The organism is Natrarchaeobius oligotrophus (assembly GCF_003841465.1).
Lineage (GTDB): Archaea > Halobacteriota > Halobacteria > Halobacteriales > Natrialbaceae > Natrarchaeobius > Natrarchaeobius oligotrophus.
Genome location: NZ_REFZ01000012.1, coordinates 94026 through 112324 on the forward strand (window position 1 = coordinate 94026; position 18299 = coordinate 112324).

Sequence of the window (18299 nt, forward strand, 5' to 3'; positions counted from 1 at the left end):
GCGGCCGTTGCGATCACGCCGAGGGCTCGGGTGCTCCGTCGAGGATCGCGACGCCGCTCGAGGCACCGATCCGTTCCGCGCCGGCCTCGAGCATGGCCAGCGCGTTCTCGTAGCTGCCGATCCCGCCGCTTGCTTTGACAGGCAGGTACTCGCTCATCAGGTCGACGTCCTCGAGGGTCGCGCCGCCATCCGCGAAGCCGGTGGAGGTCTTGACCATCGCGGCGTCGGCGGCGGTGGCGGCCTCGCAGGCTCGACGTTTCTCCGCCTCCGTGAGCAGTGCGGTCTCGATGATTACTTTCACCGGAATCGGGACTGCGGCGACGACCTCCGCGAGTTCCGCGCGGACGACGTCGTCCTCGCCCGCTTTCAGTCGGCCGACGTTGATCACGACGTCGAGTTCGTCCGCGCCGGCTTTCCAGGCGAGGACGCCCTCGCGCCGTTTCACGTTCCGACTGTTCTGACCGTGTGGGAAGCCGATGACCGTCGCCAGCGTCACATCGGGTGCATACTCCGTCGCCTCCTCGAGGGCGTACGGCGGGATGCAGGCGTTCATTCCGTACGTACCGGCGTCGTCGAGGACGGCTTCGACGTCACCGATCGACGTCTCGGGCCCGAGAACGGTGTGGTCGATCAGCGGGGCGAGTTCGGTTCGGTCCATAGCGGACCGACTCGCCGGACGGGCAAAAACCCGACCGATCGCTTTTGTGTCGTCCCGTCTATCACGCTCACATGGTGAGTGACGCGTCCGACGTCGCCCCGGTCGTCCAGTCGACCGCCGACGACATCGCGGAGATGCGGATTCGAGGCGCCGCGACGATCGCGGACGCCGCGGCCGAGGCGCTCGCGACCCAGGCCGAGCTATCCGACGCCTCGAGTCCGGCGGCGTTTCGGAGCCAGATGCACGCCGCGGCCAAAACGGTCTACGAGACGCGACCGACCGCGGTCAGCCTGCCGAACGCCCTCCGGTACGTCCTCCGGGAGATGGACGGCGACACCGTCGACGAGTTGCGATCGTCGACGATCGCGGGGGCCGAGGCGTTTCGGCGAAACCTCGAGCGAGCGCAGACGACGCTCGGCGAAATCGGGGCCAACCGGCTGCGCGACGGCGACGTGGTGATGACCCACTGTCACTCCACCGACGCGCTCGCGTGCATCGAGGCGGCACTCGAGGCTGGAAAGCACATTGAGGCGATCGTCAGGGAGACCCGGCCGCGAAACCAGGGTCACATCACGGCCCGCCAGCTCCGCGAGTGGGGCGTGCCGGTGACGCTGATCGTCGACAATGCGGCGCGTCGATACCTGAACGACGCCGATCACGTCCTCGTCGGCGCGGACAGCATCGCCGCTGACGGCAGCGTGATCAACAAGATCGGTACCAGCGGCCTCGCGGTCAACGCCCGCGAGCGCGGCGTTCCGGTGATGGTCGCCGCCCAGACGATCAAGCTCCATCCCGACACGCTCACCGGACACACGGTCGCGATCGAGACGCGAGACGAGACGGAAGTGCTCACTCCGTCCGAACGCAACGAGATCACACCGCACGAATCGGACGACGAACTGACGGTGGAAAACCCCGCGTTCGACGTCACGCCGCCGAGGCACGTCGACGCGATCGTTACCGAACGCGGCCAGTTCCCGCCCGAGAGCATCGTGACGCTCATGCGGGAGCTGTTCGGCGAGACGACTCGCGATCCCTGGGAGACGTGACCGGAGATCCGAACCGTCGGCCGGAACTGTGCGTCCGTCCCCACGACCGGCGAGATCGGGTCCGTCCCGACAACCGGAAGTTGTTAGTCGCTTGCACGTCCGCGTAGCAGTATGGTCGTACCGGAGGGATTCGTGCTGCCACCGTGGTACCTCCTCGTGCCGCTGCTCGTGGTGTTTTTCGGCACCGCCACGCTCCTGTGGACCCTCGAGCCGCCCGTGACCGATCGGACGGTACTCGCGTTCGCACCGTGGATGATGATCGGCGCGACCGCTCACGTCCTTTACAGGCTCGAGGTCTATCCGGACGCCGCCGCGGTGCTGTTCGCGTCACCCGGCGTCTACCTGGTGACGGCGACCGTCGGCGGCCTCGTCTGGATACTCGGTGCGTTTCTCGAGGCCGGCGGACTGCAGCGCTCGAAGGATCGGTTTCTGGGAATCGTCGGCGTCGTTTTCTTCGCTACGTCGGTGCTCGCGCTTCTCGTCGAGAGCTGGAATTCCGGCGCGTTCCAGCCGTTCTGGCCCGTCGTGGCGGTCGTCGCGACCGGCGTCGTCACCGCGCTCGTCTGGCTGGCGCTCGGGCTCTGGTTCACCGACGTCGCCGCGGTGACCGGCGCGACCGGCGCGCTCGTCGTCTTCGGACACGCGCTCGACGGTATCTCGACCGCCGTGGGATACGACGTCCTCGGCGCGAGCGAGGAGGTGCCCCTCTCGCGGCTAATCCTCGAGGCCGGCGGCGCACTTCCGACCGCGGAGTACGTCGGCGCTGGCTGGCTGTTCGTCGTGGTCAAGATCGTCCTGGCGGTAGTCGTCCTCTCCCTGTTCAAAGCGTACGTCGAGGAAGAGCCCACTCAGGCCAGGTTCTTGCTCGCGCTCATCGCCGCGGTCGGTCTCGGACCCGGCGTGCACAACGTCCTCCTGTTCGCCGTCACCTAGATTTTTCTCGGCGGCCGCCGTGCTCCCGACAATCGAATGGTCACGGTGCTCACGGCCGGTCACGTCAACTGGGACGTGACGTTGCGAGTCGACAGACTTCCCGAAGCAGACGACGAAGCGACGATTCAGTCACGGCATCAGGGCGGCGGCGGAAGCGCGGGGAACGTCGCCGCCGGGCTCTCGGGGCTCGGCGTCGAAACCGGCCTGATCGGAAGCGTCGGCGACGACGACAACGGACTGCTCGCACGCCGAGAACTCGAGGCGGCGGGCGTCTCGCTCGAGGGCGTTCGCGTCGTCGACGGCGCGAACACGGCCGTCAAGTACCTCCTCGTCGACGAGGCCGGCGAGGTCGCGATCCTCGGTAACGACGGCGTCAACGAGGCGGTCGGTCCAGACGACGTCGACGAGGAGTACGTCGCGGCCGCCGATCACGTCCACCTCACGGGCCAGCGTCCCGAAACGGCCGCCGCGATCGCACGAACCGCACGCGAAAGCGGGGCGACTGTCAGTTTCGACCCGGGACGTCGCCTCGCCGATCGGGAGTACGGCGAGCCCCTCGCGATCGCGGACGTGGTTTTCGCCAACGACAGGGAGTGCGCCGCGTTGCTCGAAGACGAGTACGCGGGATCGTCGTTCGACGACCGAATCGTCGTCGTGAAACACGGCCGCGACGGGGCGGAACTGCACGCCCCGAACGGATCGTTCGTTCACCCCGGATTCGACGTCGAGGACGTCGACACGGCCGGATCGGGCGACGCCTTCGCGGCCGGCTTCATCGCGATGACGCTCAACGGCGACGACCTCGAGCGGGCGCTCGAGTACGCCAACGCATGCGGGGCCCTCACCGCCAGCGGAAACGGCGCCCGCAGCGCGCCGACGGCCGACGAGGTTTCGGACTTTCTCAACGCGCGATTCTGAACGGGAGTATCATTACTCGTTCCGTCTTATCGTTGGCACACGAAACGAGCGCGACGAGCGTCGCTTCTCAGCCGCTGTTGTCTGACGGTAAGTATATGGGCCGGGCCGTTGGCCACTCGACTAGAAAGTCACGGAAACGTGACGGAGAGACATGACGGAACGAAGGATACGCGAGTCCCCTGGATACGCACTCGGTCGCCGCGTCCAGTACGAACGAGGAGAGAACGAACCGCCAAGTGTCGCCGTTGCGATCGCCCTGGCGCGATACTTCGACGAAGATCCGACGTCGTCGAGCACGAAGCTGTACGACTACGTCGATCCCGAAGCGCTCGACGCGCTCTTTGGCGAGACAGACGGCGGAACCGATCGCACGGCCACCCGCATCGAGTTCGACGTCGACGACGTGACCGTCGTCGTCCAGCCGACGCGCGTCGAGATCGCCCCGTCGGCGTAAGCGTCCGCGGCGAGATCCGTCCGCCGGAACGAACCGTCGAAGTCTTCCCGTCGGCACCGTCGGCGTGAGCGACTCGTCGGCGTCGTTTCCGTACTCGAATCTTTTTTCTCGTCACCCGCGGAACGCGAAGACATGGGTACCCAACCACACCTGCTGATCGAGGAGGGAGCGGTAGCGGACCTCGCGCTCGTGCCGGGCGATCCCGGACGGGTCGATCGCATCGCCGACCACTGCGAGGAGTCCGAGACGGTCGCCAGCAATCGCGAGTACAAGGTCGTCAACGCGAGCTACGAGGGTCGCGAACTGACGATCTGTTCGACCGGCATCGGCTGTCCCTCCGCCGCGATCGCCCTCGAGGAGCTGGCGAACGTCGGCGTCGAGACCGTCGTCCGCGTGGGAACGACCGGCGCGTTGCAGTCGGACATCGAGATCGGCGATATGATCGTCGCGACCGGCGCGGCGAAAAACGAGGGCACGACGAAGCGCTACGAGGACGTCGAGTACCCCGCCGTCCCCGACTACGAGGTGCTCTCTGCGCTGGTCGACGCTGCAGAAGCAAACGGTGAAGACATCCACGTGGGTCCGATCGCCTCCGACGACGCCTACTACGCCGAGACGGAGGCGTACGTCGCGGACTGGGAGGAGGCGGGTCTGCTCTCGGTCGAGATGGAGGCGGCCGCGCTCTTCACCCTCGCTCGCAGGCGCGGACTGCAAGCCGGCGCGATCTGCACCGTCGACGGCAACCTCGTCGAAGGCACCCAGAAAGGAACCGACACCGAAGACGACGAACTCCCGGAGAAGGCGAAAAACAACGTCGCCCGCGCGATCGACATCGCGCTCGAGGCGGCGACGACGCTGTAACCGTCCGAGTGCCTATTTTAGGCCGAAACGTATCAAAAAACAGTTTCCCACACGTCAGATCGTGAAGGGTATGGATCGACGGCGGTGTCTCGGCGTCGTAGCGACCGGGATCGCTACCGAGCTCGCTGGCTGCTATTCTACCGACGATGCGAACGGTAACGCGAGCGACCACCGAGAGGGCGATGCGAGCGACCGGGCGGCCAGCGAGGACGGTACTCCGACCTACCCGGACGAATGCCCGGTAACGCAGGACCTCGGCCTCTCCGTTCCGGACGAGATCGACGCCAGTGCGGTGAGATCGTTCGTCCGGCAGTACGAGGCGAAACGCCTGCTGAACGCGATCGACGAGGTGAAGTGGACGATTACCTACAGCCTGTCGCCGGAAGTTACTGCGTTCGACGAGGTGGGTTCGGTATCGAGACGGAGACCGTGTGGTCGGCCACGACCAGAACGGACGTCTCGATCGTCGCCACACCGCGAGACCGGGTTCCGGACGACGTCGATCCGATCGGCGTGGACGCGTTGCCGGACGAAGCCGAACTCGCCGAGCGGATCGCACGCGAAGCGATCGCCGACGACCGAGTGAGACGGCGGAGGGACCGACGACAGAACTACGATCTGCTCGTCGAGTCGCTCGAGTCGGCACGGGGTGACGCCGACGAGTACTATCTGACCGTCGACGACGCGCCGGTGGCACTCGACATCACGTCGGATTCGGTGGATATCACCGACGCACAGGAGTCCGCCTGGTACTACGTCGACGAACTCGTCGTCAGACGGACCGAAGACGAGGAGATCGCTCCCGAAGACGGTGACGTGGTAGAATGCCTCATCGACGACTGACCGCCATCTCCGGAACTCGCACGAACCAGCCACGAACCGATTCCCGGTGACGTGCGAATCGTCGGCGGGGACGACCGGTCGTCGCATTCGCGTCGATTCCGTCGCCACCTCTCGCAGAGACGTCCCCGTCGGCTCGAGTCGACGGACTGGCGATAAACGCGAGGACGCCGACTCGAGTCCGTCGACTCTTCGCCAGCGCCGGTCGGTCGGTCAACCGCCCCGAAGTTGCTCGGCCACCGACGTCGTCCGGTCGGTCAGCGCCTCCGTCGTTCCCGATGCGGCCTGTAGGGTCTCGTTGATCGCGTCGAACAGCCCCTCGAAGTCGACGGACCCGTCCGCGCTCCGCCAGTCGGCCACGTCGCGGCGCTCGAGGTCGCACGTCCCGCAGCGATCGACGTCCGCTTCGAGTTCCCCGAAGCAGCCGTGACAGCGGCCCAGTCCCGCGGCGATGCACTCGCCGAGAGCGACGATGCCGCGCAGTTCCGACTGAAGCTTCGTTCCCGTGCCCGCGAACTCGGCGAGGGGATCGGCCAGATTGGGATCGAGCGCGTCCGTCTCGATCGCGTAGAGGTGATCGAGCCGGGAGTCGACGGAGTCGATCGCGAGCAACACCTCGCGGCGGGCCCGGACGTACCCCGTATCCGGGATCGAGACGGGATCGGAGTCGGCGGTCGCTGCCGCGAGTTCGCCGGGCAGTTTCGTCGCGAGGGAAGCGAAGGCGGCGACCGCTGACACCGTCACCCCCTGGCGTTCCGTCGTCTCGCGGACGAGCGAGAACAGCGCCTCATCGTCCGGGAGAGCGGAGCCGTCGGGTTCGCTTCGGAGCGACGCGAAACAGGGAGTACAAACCGCGACGAGGGCGCTTTCGTGAACCGTCCCCGAACGCGGCACGTCGCCGACGGGGTACAGCCGCAGTCCGTTCGGGTCTTCCGTCGCCGCCGTCCCACAGCGACGGCAGGTGCGTTCGTCCCGCTCGAGGACGACCTCGCGTTCGCCGCGCCACTCGCGTTCGGTCACGGGCGAGCGGAGACGGTGAACCGACAAAAGTACTCCGGCTACGATCCGATCGACGAACCCCCGCACGTGAAAGAACTATTTTCGACCGCGTCGTCCGTCCGCTATGACCGATCCACCGACGGAGTTCGAGTTCGAGCGCGCCTACGACCGCGACGACCTCGCCGAGGTGTTCAGAACGCTCGCAGACGCCCTCGAGAGCGGCGATCGAGTTCGACTCTCGGGAGCGGATGCGAGCGCCAGCGTCGCGGTTCCGCCGCGAGTCGTCGCCGAGTTCGAACTCGAGCGCGAGTCGGGCGAGCCGGCGATCGCGGAACTCGAGATCGATCTCGAGTGGGAGGACGCGGACGGCTCGAGTATCCGGATCGGCGACGAGTCGGCCGGCGAGGGTGACCGCGTCGCCGTCCGCGCGGATCCACCCGGCAGCGATCCGGCGTCGGAAGCGTCGACGGCGGCGATTCCGCCGACGGCGGTGACCGAACGCGGGGAGTCGAGCGAGCCGAACGCGGCCTCGGGAAGCGAGAAACGACGCAGCCGATTCGAGGTGTACGAGGATCGCGCCGACGAGTGGCGCTGGCGGCTGGTCCACTGGAACGGCAACGTGATCGGGGACAGCGGGGAGGGATACGCCTCGAAGCGAAACGCGACGCGGGCGGTCAAAAGCGTGATCCGTGCCGCGTCGACCGCCCACGTCGTGGAGCTCGAGGAGTGATCGTCGCGGTCTCGAGGAGCGAGGACGGTAATCGAGGAGTGATCGTCGCGGCCTCGAGGCGCGGGAGGCGACAGGCGACGAGTGTCCGGTCCGGTTTCGAGGAGCGGAAAACGATCGCTCGAGGAGGACGGGGACGAGAGCGACGCCGTCACGAGTCGCTCTACTCGAGCTCGAGGTCCACTCCCGACGATGGACCGACGGATTCGTAGGCGAGCGACGGCGTCGCGTCGGCGGGGATCGCGTCGTACTCCCGGAGGAAGTCGACGATGCCGCGCTTGCCCCCGAAATCGCCACGGTAGCGCCGGAAGAGGGGAGGGATCGTCGCCACGCCCCGGTCCGGGTCGTACTCGGCGCTCTCCTCCAGGTACCACTCGACGGCGATGTCCAGTTCGTCGTCGACGGTGGCCGGCGAGTAGACCGCGATCGGCGGACAGTTCTCGCTGCCGCGGCTCAACGCGAAGTGGATCCGTGGATCGCACTCCTCGAGACGGAACCGGCGTTCGAACGCCGAGGGGATCGGGCGGGGAAGGTAGCCGAACCCCCAGGGGAGTTTCGACCCGCGAAGCAAGCCGTGCTGGATGTCGTTGAGACTCAGCCACACCCCGCTGATGGGAATCCGATCGCGGGCGTAGAACTTCCAGCGATCGAGTAATCCACCCTCGAGCAGCGACGGATCGTCTTCGATCAGCAACTGCCCGTACGCGTTGTAGCAGTTGAGCCAGAACGCGAGTCGTCCGTCACAGTCCGTAAGCGCCCGGGCCAGTCTCGAGCGCTCGAGCGTCGCGAGTTGCTCTTGCAACCAGTCGGCGTTGCCCTCGGTCTTGACTGCATAGAGCAGATCGGCCGAGATCGAGAGCGGATCGAGCTGCGTCGCCATCCGGTGGTAACTGCGTGAACCAGCCCCTTGAAGGCGTGTGACGGCTGAAACCGACAGTCTCGTCTCCGAATGAGTCGCGCCCGGTTTTATCGCATCGTCCGTGGTCGACTGCAGTGTGAACAGAAGCAAGGGATTTCTGCTCGTACTGGTTGCGATTTTCGCGTATCTCTCGTGGCAACTCGTCGCGCCGTTTCTCCAGTACGTCCTCGTCGCGATCTTGCTCGCCTTCGTTCTCTATCCGCTGCAAAAACGCCTCGAGAGGGTCGTTTCGCCGACCATTTCGGCGGTCGTGCTCGTCATCGTCGCCGTCGTCGGCTTCGTCGTTCCGTTCGTGCTCGTCGCGTTCGTCGTCGTCGACGACGCCGTGAACATCCTCGGTGAGGTCGATCCCCAGGATCTCGAGTTGGCCGAACTGGAGGCGCGACTCGAGGAGGAAACGGGAATCGAAGTCGACGTCGTGGAGACGGTCGCGGATTCTGCGGAACAGATCGGAACGATCCTCGTCGAGCAGACGGCGGTCTGGTTCGGCGTGCTCACGCACACTCTGATCGGGGCCGGGCTGGCGCTGTTTTTACTGTACTACCTCCTCAAAGACGGCGACGAGCTGTTGTCGTGGCTGCGGGAGGTCACGCCGCTGCCCGACGACGTTCAGGACGACTTCTACGGCGAGCTGGACCAGGTCATGTGGGCCGTGCTCGCCGGTCACGTACTGATTGCGATCGCCGAGGGCGTGATCGCGGGTCTCGGCCTGTTCGCGACGGGGATTCCCAACGCTGCGTTCTGGACGTTCGTCATGGTCGTCCTCTCGCTCGTGCCGCTGATCGGCGCGTTTCTGGTGTGGGGCCCGGCGGTCGTCTACCTCTTTGCGACCGGAGAGCCGGCGCTCGCGATCGGGCTCGCGATCTACAGCGCGATCGTCGTCGGCGTCGCCGACGACTACCTCAGACCCATCGTCGTCGATCGGTACGCCGATCTCAGTCCGGCGATCATCATCCTCGGGGTCCTCGGCGGAATCTACGCCTTCGGCATCATGGGCCTGTTTTTCGGTCCGGTCGTCATCGGCGCATTGCTCGCGACGGTCAACGTCTTCGACGAACACTACGATCGGCTGTCGGACGGAGCCGGACCGTCGTAGGGAACTCGAGCCGGGTCGACGCGCGAGCGCGCTCACTCGTTTTCGTCCGTCAAATCGTCGTGTTCGAAGTCGTAGAAAAACTCGAGCAGCGTCGTGGCGTTCGACGACGGAAAACTCCATCGGACGGCACCGCTTCGCCGATCGAACTCGACGAGCCTGCCGTCGGTGAGTTTCGGCAGGTGATTCTGGTAGAGATCGATCGTGATCGGCTCCCGGTCGGCCGGCGTTACGTCACGCGGTGGACAGCCTCGCTCGTTCGCGACGATCTCCGTCGCCAGCGTTTCGACGCCCGCGAGTTCGTGCTCCGAGAGGTAGTACAGAACGTCGCGGCGGCGGTGATGACTCAAGAGCAACAGCGTTTCGTCGAGCCCCGGCTCGAACTCGGAGTCGGCCAGTTCCCAACGGCGAACGGGAGTCTCGCGCTCGTCGCCCCCGTCTCGGTGCCTATCGACCATGTCGCCAGAGAGGCGACGGAGCGAGATAAGTGTGTTACGAGCGACCAGCGAAGAACAGATATAGAAAACAATAACACAGAGACACCAAACTCACCACCAGATGTATTTCCTGAAAGGAGATACAAATGAACATTCGTCGCAGTCCTTTTCCTCTCGCCCGTCCTACCGAACCCAGATGTCTACCGACGAGAACTCGACATCGGGGAACGGGGGAGTTCTCCCGAAACGCTCGCTCCCCTCTCAAAGAGACGACGAACCGCCGAGTCGGACCGTCGCACGGACGGTCGCTGACTCGCTCGGCGTCGAACCGCGTTCGCTCCCACCGCTCAACGACGTCATCGACCCCGACGCGTTCGATACCCTCGTCCGACGCTGTCGCTGGCAAAACGGCGGGTGGCCGGCGATCTCGTTTACCTACGCCGATCGCGCCGTCGACGTCACCGGATCCGACGACGTGTCGGTTCTCCCCGCAGATCGAGCCGGATTCGAGCGACGAGCGGGCAGCGTCGACTGGCCGCACGTTTCGCCGCCGGACGTCTCCCACCCTGTCGACAGCCTCGAGACTCGCCTCCCCCTCGCGGTCGCCGTCCAGACCGGAGACGGCCGCGCGCGCGTCCGAGACGAGATCGACGAGGTGATCGATCGCGAGGCGATCGGACGGCTGAACCGAAGGCGGTCGAACGGCGTCGAGCGAATCGGGGGATTCGTCCGGTTCTCGATCCTGGGTTGCGACGTCGTCGTCGACCCGGACGGCACCGTCGCAACGGGCTCGACGCTCGAGCGACTCGAGCTGACCGGCTGTAACGTGTTGCTCGTCGGTGCGGTTCCCGACGCGGTCTCCGATCGAGCGAGCGCTCGCCTCCTCGGCACCGCCGACGGATCCAGAGATCGGATCGTCGGGCTTCTGGATCGGAGTACCGAGACGGCGTTCGGTCGGCTCTCGCGGGCCGGACGTTCCGACCGGCCCGCTCGCGTGATCCAGCACGGCACCGTCGCGCGCTCGACGGCCGGCGCGAGTTCGTCCGCGGGTCCGTCAGCGCTCGAGGGGGTTCCCGCGCCACGCGTCGAGCACGTCGACGGCGACCTCGAGTCGACGCTCGCGGCCGTCGAAGCCGCGATCGAGGACGCCGAGGACGCGAGCGATCTTCGCCTCTGTCTCGACTCGCTTCGACCGCTGCTCGAGCGCTACGACGGCGATCGCTCGCGCTCGCTGCTCGAGCCGGTCTGTCGGAGCGTCCGGAATCGCGGCGGGGTCGGCCACTACGTCTTACCGGTCGACAGAACGGCAGATCGGGTCGCTGAACTCGAGTCGCTGTTCGACGCGACCGTCGAACTCGACGTCGACGGAACCGAACCAGTTCAGCGGTGGCACCTGAACGCGAGCGATCACGTGACTGACTGGTTCGCCTGTTGATGGCGACGACTCACACCGACACCGACGCACCAACTCGGATTCGACCGACACCACACCTGCTACGTACGTATGACAGTTCCGACGTTCGAACCTGACGACGAACCGGGAGTGACGATCGTCGACTCGATCGCGAATCGGCGATTCCCGCTCCGGACGGCGTCGGCGATCGATCCCCACGAGGTCGACACCGACTGGTGTCCGTTCCCGATCGACTCGGCGATCGCGTTCGAGACCACGTCGGTCGTGCTGCCGTACGTCGTCCCGACCTGCGTGCGCGATCCCGACGGCGAGACGCTGGCCGACGCCGAACACTTCGCGTTCGAAACGTTCCCCGATGGCGAGTATCTGCTCGAGTTCACCGCGCCGATCAGGTTCTATCTCCGGGTTCGAACCGAACTCACGGTCGCGTCGGCCGACGATCGGCTCGCGGTCGAGTTCGGCGACGAAACGCGCGTTCGACTGGGTGCCGTCTCGACGCACGACCGACCCGCCGGTACGGTGACGACGACGGACGAACCGGCCGACCTCGCGCGTGCCGTTTCGACGTTCGGCTCGGCGCTGAAGACGACGACCGCCGAGCGATCGTTGCCGTCGTATCGCGGTCATCCGCCGCTGATCGACCTGGGCGACCGCGTCGACGTTCCCGCGGAGCTCGAGTCTCCCGACACCGGCGTCACCATCGTCGCCCCCGAGGACCGCCTCGCCGTCTACGCGACCGCATCGCCCGCGTACTACCTCGGCGCGACGGTCGTCACGGGCGATCGGCCGCGCCTCGAGACCGACGCGGGGTTCGAGTACCCGCTCGGCAGTTCGCCAGCAGCGTTCGTCGCCGAGGTCGGGCGCGTTCTCAAACACGTCTTCGTCGTCGATACGGTGAGCAGAACGGAAGGGGTGTACGACGTCGGCCTCCGGGAACGGGAGCTGTTCGAGGCGACGGTCGACGTCGACCTCCCGTCGCTGTACGACGCCGCGCTTTCCGAACAACTGCCGACGATTCTCTCGATTCCGTTCGAGACGCTCGAGCCCGTCGCCCCGACGTGGCAGCTCACGACGTTCGTCACGCCCGGGCCAGCAAACGCGACGGCGTTGCCGTTTCTGGCTTCCGACCTCTCGCTCGTCCGGATCGCCCCCACTCGCGCGTCGCGAACGCGGGCGGTGCCCGATCCGCCCGCCGAAGTGAACGCCTTGACCCGCTCGCGGAGCCGGACGGACGAAGCGGACGCCGGGGGAGCCGGGCGTGAGGGGCGGACGGTCGACGGGCGCGCGAACGGGGCGGACGGCCTCCGGGACGGAGCGGGTACGGACGATCGGGGAGCCGACCGACGAGCCGTCTCCGACGCGTACGTCTCGCTCCCCGACACCGAGACGTTCGAGACCGCGTGGCTCGGCACCGGCGTTCCCCTGGGTGCCAACAAACTGCACCCCGGCGCGTTCGTCAACGACCTCGAGCGCTCGCCGGCGGGCGACGCGATCGAGATCACGGTCGTCTGTAACGATTCGCGGATGGTGGCCGAGTACGAGGCGAGCGAGGAGGGTCTCTACGGCAACCGCGACGAACTTCCGTTCGACGTCACCGTCCGTCGGACGCTGTCGGTCGAGGAACTCCGGGACGCGATCGCGGCGGAAACCGACTTTCTGCACTACATCGGCCACGTCGACGACGACGCGTTCGTCTGTCGGGACGGCACGCTCCCGGCGAACGAGCTGTCTCCGGTCGGCGTCGATACGTTCCTGATCAACGGCTGTCGCTCGTACGAGCCGGGGCTTCGGCTACTCGAGGCGGGGAGTTCGGCGGGAATCGTCACGCTGAGCGAGGTCGATAACCGGGACGCGACGGCGGTCGGCCGGCTGCTCGCCCAACTATTGAACTGCGGATTCACGTTCCGGTCGGCGATGGAAATCGCCCGCGAGCATCGGATCGTCGGCAACCAGTACGTCGTCGTCGGCGACGGGAGCGTCGCAATCGCACAGTCGGGCGGCGGCGTTCCAAATCAGTGTCGCGTCGAGCCGACCGACGACGGCCGGTACGTGCTCCGCCAGCAGACCTACCACTCCCAGCACGGGGTCGGCGCGCTCTGTATCCCGTACCTCGACGAGATCGATCGGTACTGCCTGGCCGGAACGGAGCTTCCGCCCGTCACGCTGTCGGGGTCCGAACTCGAGCGGTTCTTCCAGCTCGAGGCGATCCCCGTCGTCTTCGACGGGACGTTCGGCTGGTCGACGGACGAGCGTCTGACTGGACCGTGATCGCGTTCGCGAGATCGACCGGCCGGGGGGAACGGTCGTCGGCTTCGTCCGACGCTCGACCGTCGGTTCGCCCAGCTACCGGATAACGTTCGCTTATCGGAGACCGTCTGAAAAATCGTCGAACGAGCCGTGAGAGGCTCTTTCCGTTTCGTGGTTCGTCGAGCTACCAGATCGAGCCGTTGTTACCCGCGGCAACCGTTCCCGTCTGGGAAACGACGAGTGCCATCGCGAACAGGACGCCCATCAGTCGCGGGTGGTCGGCGAGAAACGCTCGTAAGGTGGTGTTACTATTTGACATCGCAGTCGGTCGTACGTCGCGCCACGTGATATATTTATGCTAACAGATCCTGAGTAGAAGTAATTAGAACTTACACCTTCGACAAGGGATTTTATTTCTGTACTGATGAGAAAAATCATCGGGCATCGTAGCGTATCGTTGTGGCGATGACTTCCGCCTCGAGCGCGATCGTCCCCGCGCGGATCCGTCGGGCTTTTGCCCGCGGGCCCCCGACGAACGGGTACCGGGGATGGCTCGCTATCACATCGAAACGTACGGCTGTACGTCCAATCGCGGAGAGAGCCGCGAGATCGAGCGGCGCCTCCGCGACGCGGGACACTACCGGGTCGACGGCCCGGACGACGCCGACGTCGCCATCCTGAACACCTGTACCGTCGTCGAGAAGACCGAACGAAACATGCTCCGGCGTGCCCGGGAACTCGCGGACGAGACGGCCGACCTCTACATCACGGGGTGTATGGCGCTCGCCCAGGGCGAGGAGTTCGCCCGCGCGGGCGTCGACGGGCGCGTCCTCCACTGGGACGAGGTTCCCGAAGCGGTCACCAACGGCGAGTGTCCGACGACGACGCCCGACGCCGAGCCCGTCCTGGACGGCGTCGTGGGAATCCTCCCCATCGCGCGCGGCTGTATGTCCGACTGCTCGTACTGCATCACCAAGCACGCGACGGGCAAGATCGACTCCCCGCCGATCGAGGAGAACGTCGAGAAAGCGCGCGCGCTGATTCACGCCGGCGCGAAAGAGATCCGCATCACGGGCCAGGACACCGGCGTCTACGGCTGGGACGACGGCGAGCGAACACTCCACGATCTGCTCGAGCGGATCTGTGCGATCGACGGCGAGTTTCGCGTTCGCGTGGGGATGGCGAACCCGAAGGGCGTCCACGGCATCCGCGAGGAACTCGCCGACGTTTTCGCCGACAACGACGAACTCTACGACTTCCTGCACGCGCCCGTCCAGTCTGGATCGAACGACGTGCTCGCCGACATGCGCCGACAGCACCAGGTCGAGGAGTACGTCGAGGTCGTCGAGACCTTCGATCGGCACCTCGAGTACTGGACGCTCTCGACGGATTTCATCGTCGGATTCCCGACCGAGACCGACCGCGACCACGAACAGTCGATGGCGCTCCTGTGCGAGACCCGCCCGGAGAAGGTCAACGTGACGCGCTTTTCGAAGCGGCCGGGAACCGACGCCGCCGACATGAGGGGGCTCGGCGGGACGATCAAAAAAGAGCGCTCGAGGGAGATGAGCGCAACGAAGCGAGAGATCGTCGGGGCTGCCTACGCCGACATGGTCGGCCAGACGCGCGAGGACGTCCTCGTCGTCGAGGAGGGGACCGCCGACTCCGTCAAGTGTCGCGACTCGGCGTACCGACAGCTCATCGTCCGGAACGCGAGCGAGTACGGCATCGAGCCCGGCGACTTCGTCGACCTCGAGGTGACGGCCCACGAGACGATGTACGCCTTCGGCGAGCCGGTCTGAGCACCGATCCCCGTTTCCCGTCGGCGGGGAACGTGAACGATAAGACGAACGGAATCGGTACTCCATCACAACCGACATGGGGTTCTCCCTCGACGAACCGCGAAAACCGCCCGCCGTCTTCGCCCTCGAGTTGATCGCGCTGTCGTTCGGGCCGCCGCTCGTTCTGGGGTTCGGTCTCGCCGCGGCGAGCGGTCCCGAACAGTTCCTGCCCGGCGTCGCGGTCGGCGCGGTCGTCGGCGTGTCTGCGGCCTCGCTGCGAAACGAGTTACGCGGCGCTCGAGCGAAGCGCGAGTGAGCACGTTTCGATCAGGAGATCGATGCGAATCCGATCACTCGAAGACGACGGCGGAGCCGTCGTTCGGCACGGTCGCTCCCGCTTGCTCGGCGAACGCCTCGTGAACTCGGTCGTACGTCTCCTCGAGAGCCTCGACGATGACCGTCGTGTCGCTCAACACCGGCATGAAATTCGTGTCGCCGTGCCAGCGCGGAACGACGTGGGTGTGGAGGTGATCGCCGATCGAACCGCCCGCACCCTCACCGAGGTTGAGCCCGGCGTTGAATCCGTCGGGCTCGAGGGCGACCTCGAGGGCGTCGAAGGTTCGCTGTTTCAGGCGGGCGTGATCGAGCAGCTGGTCGTCGGTCAGGTCGCCGTACTCGCCGGTGTGAACGCGCGGGATCACCATCGCATGACCGGGATTGTACGGGTAGTTATTCAACAGGACGAACGCGTGCTCGCTCCGTGCGACGAGGAGGTTCGTCCGATCGTCGTCGCGCTCCGGAAGCTCACAGAAGACGCAGCCGTCGACGTCGGGGACGTCTGCCTCGCGTTTGACCCACTCGATCCGCCAGGGTGCGAACACCTGGTCCATACCCGGTGGGACTCGCGGCGATCCTATACTGGTTGCGTTCTCTCGGCGATCGGCGGCGGTGCGAGCGTCGTGTGAGCGAATCCGGCCCGTACACAGCCCCGAAACGGCCGCGCTGGACGACTCACGCTTCGATATGAAGCGTGGCTTTAAGCCAATACTATCAGAAGTACCGACAATGGCAACGACAGATGACTCATTCAACGGGATGACCGAACACTGCGACAGCTGCGACCTGGAGACGCTCCACGAGGTTTCCGTGCAGATCCGAACCGAAAGCAGGAAAGAGGAAAACGCACAGTTCTCGCGCGAACCCTACCGCGTGAGCGAGTGCCAGCGGTGTGGAAACCGCACGAGTCAGCGGATGAACAACGCCTGATACGGTCCCGAATCGAGAGCATCGGTCAGAACGCTCGGTCTCCCGCGTTCGAAACGACGTTCACCCCCCCTACCCCTCCGAACGCGTCGGCCATCGTGCCGATCGCGGCTCTTTCGTTCTCACTCAGTCGTAACTTCACAACCGCTTTCGGTGACGATCAGCGTGTGTTCCTTCTGACTCACGAGACAGCCGTCGTCCTCCTTGAGCACCGGGTAGCCGTGGACGATGTCGCTTCGCTTGAGCCGGCGAAGCGCCATCTTCGGACGATCCGTCTCGAGCCACCGCGTCGCGAACGGGAGCGTCCGGAACTCCTCGGTGATCTGGTCGAGCGCCGCCCGCGCCTGTCGATTGCGGACGTTGCCCTCGCGCTCGAGCGAGAAGATCTCCTCCGAACTCCCCTCGGTGACCTTGCCGCCGCCGTCGGTCGCGAAGGGTTCGATGGCGACGACGTCGCCGACCTCGAGCGTCGTCCCCTGCGAAACGGCGCGGTTCGGGATGTTCGGGCTCGTGTGCTGTTCCCAGTGGCCGAGGCCGTGGCCGGTGAGGTTGACGACGGGGTTGAAGCCGTAGCCGTCGATGACGTCCTCGATCTCGGCACCGATCTCGCCGGTCTCGACGCCGGGTTCGATGACGTCGATCGCGGCTTCGAGCGCCTCTTCGGGTGCCTCAGCCAGTTCGGGGTTGCCAGAGAGGTCAACGGTGATCGCGGTGTCTGCGAGCCAGCCGTCGACGTGGACGCCGATGTCGAGGTTGATCATCTCCTCGCCGAACGTCGAGTCGTCGTCGATCGACGGCGTCGCGTGAGCCGCTTCTTCGTCGATCGAGATGTTGACGGGAAACGCCGGTTTGCCGCCGAGTTCCCGGATTCGGTCCTCGGCGTACTCCGCGACCTCGAGGTGACTCGCGCCGACCTCGACGCGCTCGGCCGTCTCCTCGCGCACCTGCGAGAGGATTCGCCCGGCTTCGCGGTGTTTTTCGTACTGCTCGGACTCCAGATCCACCTCGGATTCGGCCATGCACCGGGCTTGTACCGGTCGACAAAAAGAGGTTCCGCTCCGTTCGATCGCCGACCTCGGACGTCGCGTCGAACGCGAAGCACTTCGCTCGAGCGTCAGGCCGATCGGTCGCCGATCCAGTCGCACTCGGGACAGGCGTCGAGACCCTGAACGTTGGACAGCGTGGCGTCGCAGTGGGGACACCGGCGTGCGGCGTGGTGCGGTGGCTGCAGCATCGATCGAGCAAACGCGAACGACGATAATAAAACTACCTGACGTCGATCGTCGAAACCGGGTGGGTACTACGCCGACGCGTCCGAAGCGCGAGCGGTCTGCATCGCCCGGCTACTGTACGCCGAACCGAACGATCCGGACGAGTCGACGACGATCACACCGGCGCTCGAACCGGTGAGCTCTCCGAACTCCTCGATCGCGAGATCGGCTGCGGCCTGGGCCTCGAGGCCGCGTTCGACGTGACTCGCGACGCGACGTGAGAGGGTGACGCGGGCGATGTCTTCGCCCGCCCCCGTCGCGCTGACGGCCGCGGCCGGCGAGCAGTAGAACCCGCAACCGACCTGCGGAACGTCGCCGAGGGGAGTTCGGAGGAGATCTTCTCGCTCGAGCGCGAGGGCAACGTCCGCAATCGACAGGCGCGGGCGGCGCTCGACCAGATCACCGAGGAGTTCCGGACGCTCCCGTTCGCGACGC

General features: G+C 66.0%; 21 protein-coding genes. 13 read left to right on the forward strand and 8 right to left on the reverse strand.

Annotated features, from left to right (window positions below):
- Window positions 1-13: 13 nt before the first annotated feature.
- Window positions 14-658 (reverse strand): deoxyribose-phosphate aldolase, encoded by a 645-nt coding sequence (gene deoC, locus EA472_RS16185; RefSeq protein ID WP_124192554.1) that lies wholly within the window; start codon window positions 656-658, stop codon window positions 14-16.
- A 71-nt stretch (window positions 659-729) separates the two neighbouring features.
- On the opposite strand from deoC, the gene EA472_RS16190 reads away from it, so the two are divergent.
- From EA472_RS16190 to EA472_RS16215, 6 genes are all read left to right on the forward strand, one after another.
- A complete protein-coding gene (locus tag EA472_RS16190) occupies window positions 730-1707 on the forward strand; it encodes a ribose 1,5-bisphosphate isomerase (protein ID WP_124192555.1) in 978 nt (325 codons plus the stop codon).
- Between the two features lie 111 nt (window positions 1708-1818).
- Window positions 1819-2640 carry a DUF63 family protein gene (locus EA472_RS16195; RefSeq protein WP_124192556.1) on the forward strand — a complete coding sequence of 274 codons (822 nt, stop codon included), beginning with the start codon at window positions 1819-1821 and terminating at the stop codon, window positions 2638-2640.
- A gap of 36 nt (window positions 2641-2676) precedes the next feature.
- Window positions 2677-3558 (forward strand): carbohydrate kinase family protein, encoded by an 882-nt coding sequence (locus EA472_RS16200; RefSeq protein ID WP_124192557.1) that lies wholly within the window; start codon window positions 2677-2679, stop codon window positions 3556-3558.
- A 151-nt stretch (window positions 3559-3709) separates the two neighbouring features.
- On the forward strand, window positions 3710-4012 hold the full coding sequence (locus EA472_RS16205; RefSeq protein WP_124192558.1) for a HalOD1 output domain-containing protein: 303 nt from the start codon (window positions 3710-3712) through the stop codon (window positions 4010-4012).
- Between the two features lie 132 nt (window positions 4013-4144).
- Window positions 4145-4873, forward strand: a complete 729-nt coding sequence (locus tag EA472_RS16210) for a nucleoside phosphorylase (protein WP_124192559.1) — start codon at window positions 4145-4147, stop codon at window positions 4871-4873.
- A 354-nt stretch (window positions 4874-5227) separates the two neighbouring features.
- Window positions 5228-5716: a hypothetical protein gene (locus EA472_RS16215; protein ID WP_124192560.1), complete on the forward strand. Its 489-nt coding sequence runs from the start codon at window positions 5228-5230 to the stop codon at window positions 5714-5716.
- A 210-nt stretch (window positions 5717-5926) separates the two neighbouring features.
- Here EA472_RS16215 and EA472_RS16220 read toward each other — a convergent pair whose 3' ends face one another.
- Window positions 5927-6733: an HNH endonuclease gene (locus EA472_RS16220; protein WP_124192561.1), complete on the reverse strand. Its 807-nt coding sequence runs from the start codon at window positions 6731-6733 to the stop codon at window positions 5927-5929.
- A gap of 103 nt (window positions 6734-6836) precedes the next feature.
- On the opposite strand from EA472_RS16220, the gene EA472_RS16225 reads away from it, so the two are divergent.
- Window positions 6837-7442: an amphi-Trp domain-containing protein gene (locus EA472_RS16225; protein WP_124192562.1), complete on the forward strand. Its 606-nt coding sequence runs from the start codon at window positions 6837-6839 to the stop codon at window positions 7440-7442.
- A gap of 160 nt (window positions 7443-7602) precedes the next feature.
- Here the strand turns inward: EA472_RS16225 and EA472_RS16230 are convergent, their stop codons facing one another.
- Window positions 7603-8319, reverse strand: coding sequence for a DUF547 domain-containing protein (locus EA472_RS16230; RefSeq protein ID WP_124192563.1), 717 nt, complete (start codon window positions 8317-8319; stop codon window positions 7603-7605).
- 115 nt (window positions 8320-8434) lie between these two features.
- Between EA472_RS16230 and EA472_RS16235 the strand changes: the two genes are divergently transcribed.
- A complete protein-coding gene (locus tag EA472_RS16235) occupies window positions 8435-9454 on the forward strand; it encodes an AI-2E family transporter (RefSeq protein WP_124192564.1) in 1020 nt (339 codons plus the stop codon).
- A 32-nt stretch (window positions 9455-9486) separates the two neighbouring features.
- Here EA472_RS16235 and EA472_RS16240 read toward each other — a convergent pair whose 3' ends face one another.
- A complete protein-coding gene (locus EA472_RS16240) occupies window positions 9487-9909 on the reverse strand; it encodes a DUF7344 domain-containing protein (protein ID WP_124192565.1) in 423 nt (140 codons plus the stop codon).
- 175 nt (window positions 9910-10084) lie between these two features.
- Between EA472_RS16240 and EA472_RS16245 the strand changes: the two genes are divergently transcribed.
- Window positions 10085-11323, forward strand: a complete 1239-nt coding sequence (locus EA472_RS16245; RefSeq protein WP_124192566.1) for a DUF7504 family protein — start codon at window positions 10085-10087, stop codon at window positions 11321-11323.
- A gap of 69 nt (window positions 11324-11392) precedes the next feature.
- Window positions 11393-13570: a hypothetical protein gene (locus EA472_RS16250; RefSeq protein ID WP_124192567.1), complete on the forward strand. Its 2178-nt coding sequence runs from the start codon at window positions 11393-11395 to the stop codon at window positions 13568-13570.
- Between the two features lie 163 nt (window positions 13571-13733).
- On the opposite strand, the gene EA472_RS23255 is transcribed toward EA472_RS16250, so the two are convergent.
- Window positions 13734-13868, reverse strand: coding sequence for a DUF7503 family protein (locus EA472_RS23255; RefSeq protein WP_279387182.1), 135 nt, complete (start codon window positions 13866-13868; stop codon window positions 13734-13736).
- A 229-nt stretch (window positions 13869-14097) separates the two neighbouring features.
- Here EA472_RS23255 and EA472_RS16255 point away from each other — a divergent pair, with 229 nt between their 5' ends.
- Both EA472_RS16255 and EA472_RS16260 read left to right on the forward strand, forming a co-directional pair.
- Window positions 14098-15351 carry a tRNA (N(6)-L-threonylcarbamoyladenosine(37)-C(2))-methylthiotransferase gene (locus EA472_RS16255; RefSeq protein WP_124192568.1) on the forward strand — a complete coding sequence of 418 codons (1254 nt, stop codon included), beginning with the start codon at window positions 14098-14100 and terminating at the stop codon, window positions 15349-15351.
- A gap of 76 nt (window positions 15352-15427) precedes the next feature.
- Complete coding sequence (locus tag EA472_RS16260) at window positions 15428-15646, forward strand: hypothetical protein (RefSeq protein WP_124192569.1); 219 nt, start codon at window positions 15428-15430, stop codon at window positions 15644-15646.
- Between the two features lie 34 nt (window positions 15647-15680).
- On the opposite strand, the gene EA472_RS16265 is transcribed toward EA472_RS16260, so the two are convergent.
- Entirely contained in the window at window positions 15681-16220 is a 540-nt protein-coding gene (locus tag EA472_RS16265; protein WP_124192570.1) for an HIT family protein, read from the reverse strand.
- Window positions 16221-16395: 175 nt separating this feature from the next.
- On the opposite strand from EA472_RS16265, the gene EA472_RS16270 reads away from it, so the two are divergent.
- Complete coding sequence (locus tag EA472_RS16270; protein ID WP_124192571.1) at window positions 16396-16596, forward strand: DUF7835 family putative zinc beta-ribbon protein; 201 nt, start codon at window positions 16396-16398, stop codon at window positions 16594-16596.
- A 119-nt stretch (window positions 16597-16715) separates the two neighbouring features.
- Here EA472_RS16270 and map read toward each other — a convergent pair whose 3' ends face one another.
- Together map and EA472_RS16280 are read right to left on the reverse strand one after the other, a co-directional pair.
- Complete coding sequence (gene map / locus EA472_RS16275) at window positions 16716-17612, reverse strand: type II methionyl aminopeptidase (RefSeq protein WP_124192572.1); 897 nt, start codon at window positions 17610-17612, stop codon at window positions 16716-16718.
- Between the two features lie 281 nt (window positions 17613-17893).
- Window positions 17894-18299 (reverse strand): isoaspartyl peptidase/L-asparaginase (locus tag EA472_RS16280; RefSeq protein ID WP_207891172.1); only part of this gene is annotated, 406 nt, incomplete at its 5' end.

Bases quoted from the DNA above. Each gene is read 5' to 3' on its own strand.
- deoC (WP_124192554.1), bottom strand. From the start codon at position 658: ATGGACCGAACCGAACTCGCCCCGCTGATCGACCACACCGTTCTCGGG.
- EA472_RS16190 (WP_124192555.1), top strand. From the start codon at position 730: ATGGTGAGTGACGCGTCCGACGTCGCCCCGGTCGTCCAGTCGACCGCC.
- EA472_RS16195 (WP_124192556.1), top strand. From the start codon at position 1,819: ATGGTCGTACCGGAGGGATTCGTGCTGCCACCGTGGTACCTCCTCGTG.
- EA472_RS16200 (WP_124192557.1), top strand. From the start codon at position 2,677: ATGGTCACGGTGCTCACGGCCGGTCACGTCAACTGGGACGTGACGTTG.
- EA472_RS16205 (WP_124192558.1), top strand. From the start codon at position 3,710: ATGACGGAACGAAGGATACGCGAGTCCCCTGGATACGCACTCGGTCGC.
- EA472_RS16210 (WP_124192559.1), top strand. From the start codon at position 4,145: ATGGGTACCCAACCACACCTGCTGATCGAGGAGGGAGCGGTAGCGGAC.
- EA472_RS16225 (WP_124192562.1), top strand. From the start codon at position 6,837: ATGACCGATCCACCGACGGAGTTCGAGTTCGAGCGCGCCTACGACCGC.
- EA472_RS16230 (WP_124192563.1), bottom strand. From the start codon at position 8,319: ATGGCGACGCAGCTCGATCCGCTCTCGATCTCGGCCGATCTGCTCTAT.
- EA472_RS16240 (WP_124192565.1), bottom strand. From the start codon at position 9,909: ATGGTCGATAGGCACCGAGACGGGGGCGACGAGCGCGAGACTCCCGTT.
- EA472_RS16245 (WP_124192566.1), top strand. From the start codon at position 10,085: ATGTCTACCGACGAGAACTCGACATCGGGGAACGGGGGAGTTCTCCCG.
- EA472_RS16250 (WP_124192567.1), top strand. From the start codon at position 11,393: ATGACAGTTCCGACGTTCGAACCTGACGACGAACCGGGAGTGACGATC.
- EA472_RS23255 (WP_279387182.1), bottom strand. From the start codon at position 13,868: ATGTCAAATAGTAACACCACCTTACGAGCGTTTCTCGCCGACCACCCG.
- EA472_RS16255 (WP_124192568.1), top strand. From the start codon at position 14,098: ATGGCTCGCTATCACATCGAAACGTACGGCTGTACGTCCAATCGCGGA.
- EA472_RS16260 (WP_124192569.1), top strand. From the start codon at position 15,428: ATGGGGTTCTCCCTCGACGAACCGCGAAAACCGCCCGCCGTCTTCGCC.
- EA472_RS16265 (WP_124192570.1), bottom strand. From the start codon at position 16,220: ATGGACCAGGTGTTCGCACCCTGGCGGATCGAGTGGGTCAAACGCGAG.
- EA472_RS16270 (WP_124192571.1), top strand. From the start codon at position 16,396: ATGGCAACGACAGATGACTCATTCAACGGGATGACCGAACACTGCGAC.
- map (WP_124192572.1), bottom strand. From the start codon at position 17,612: ATGGCCGAATCCGAGGTGGATCTGGAGTCCGAGCAGTACGAAAAACAC.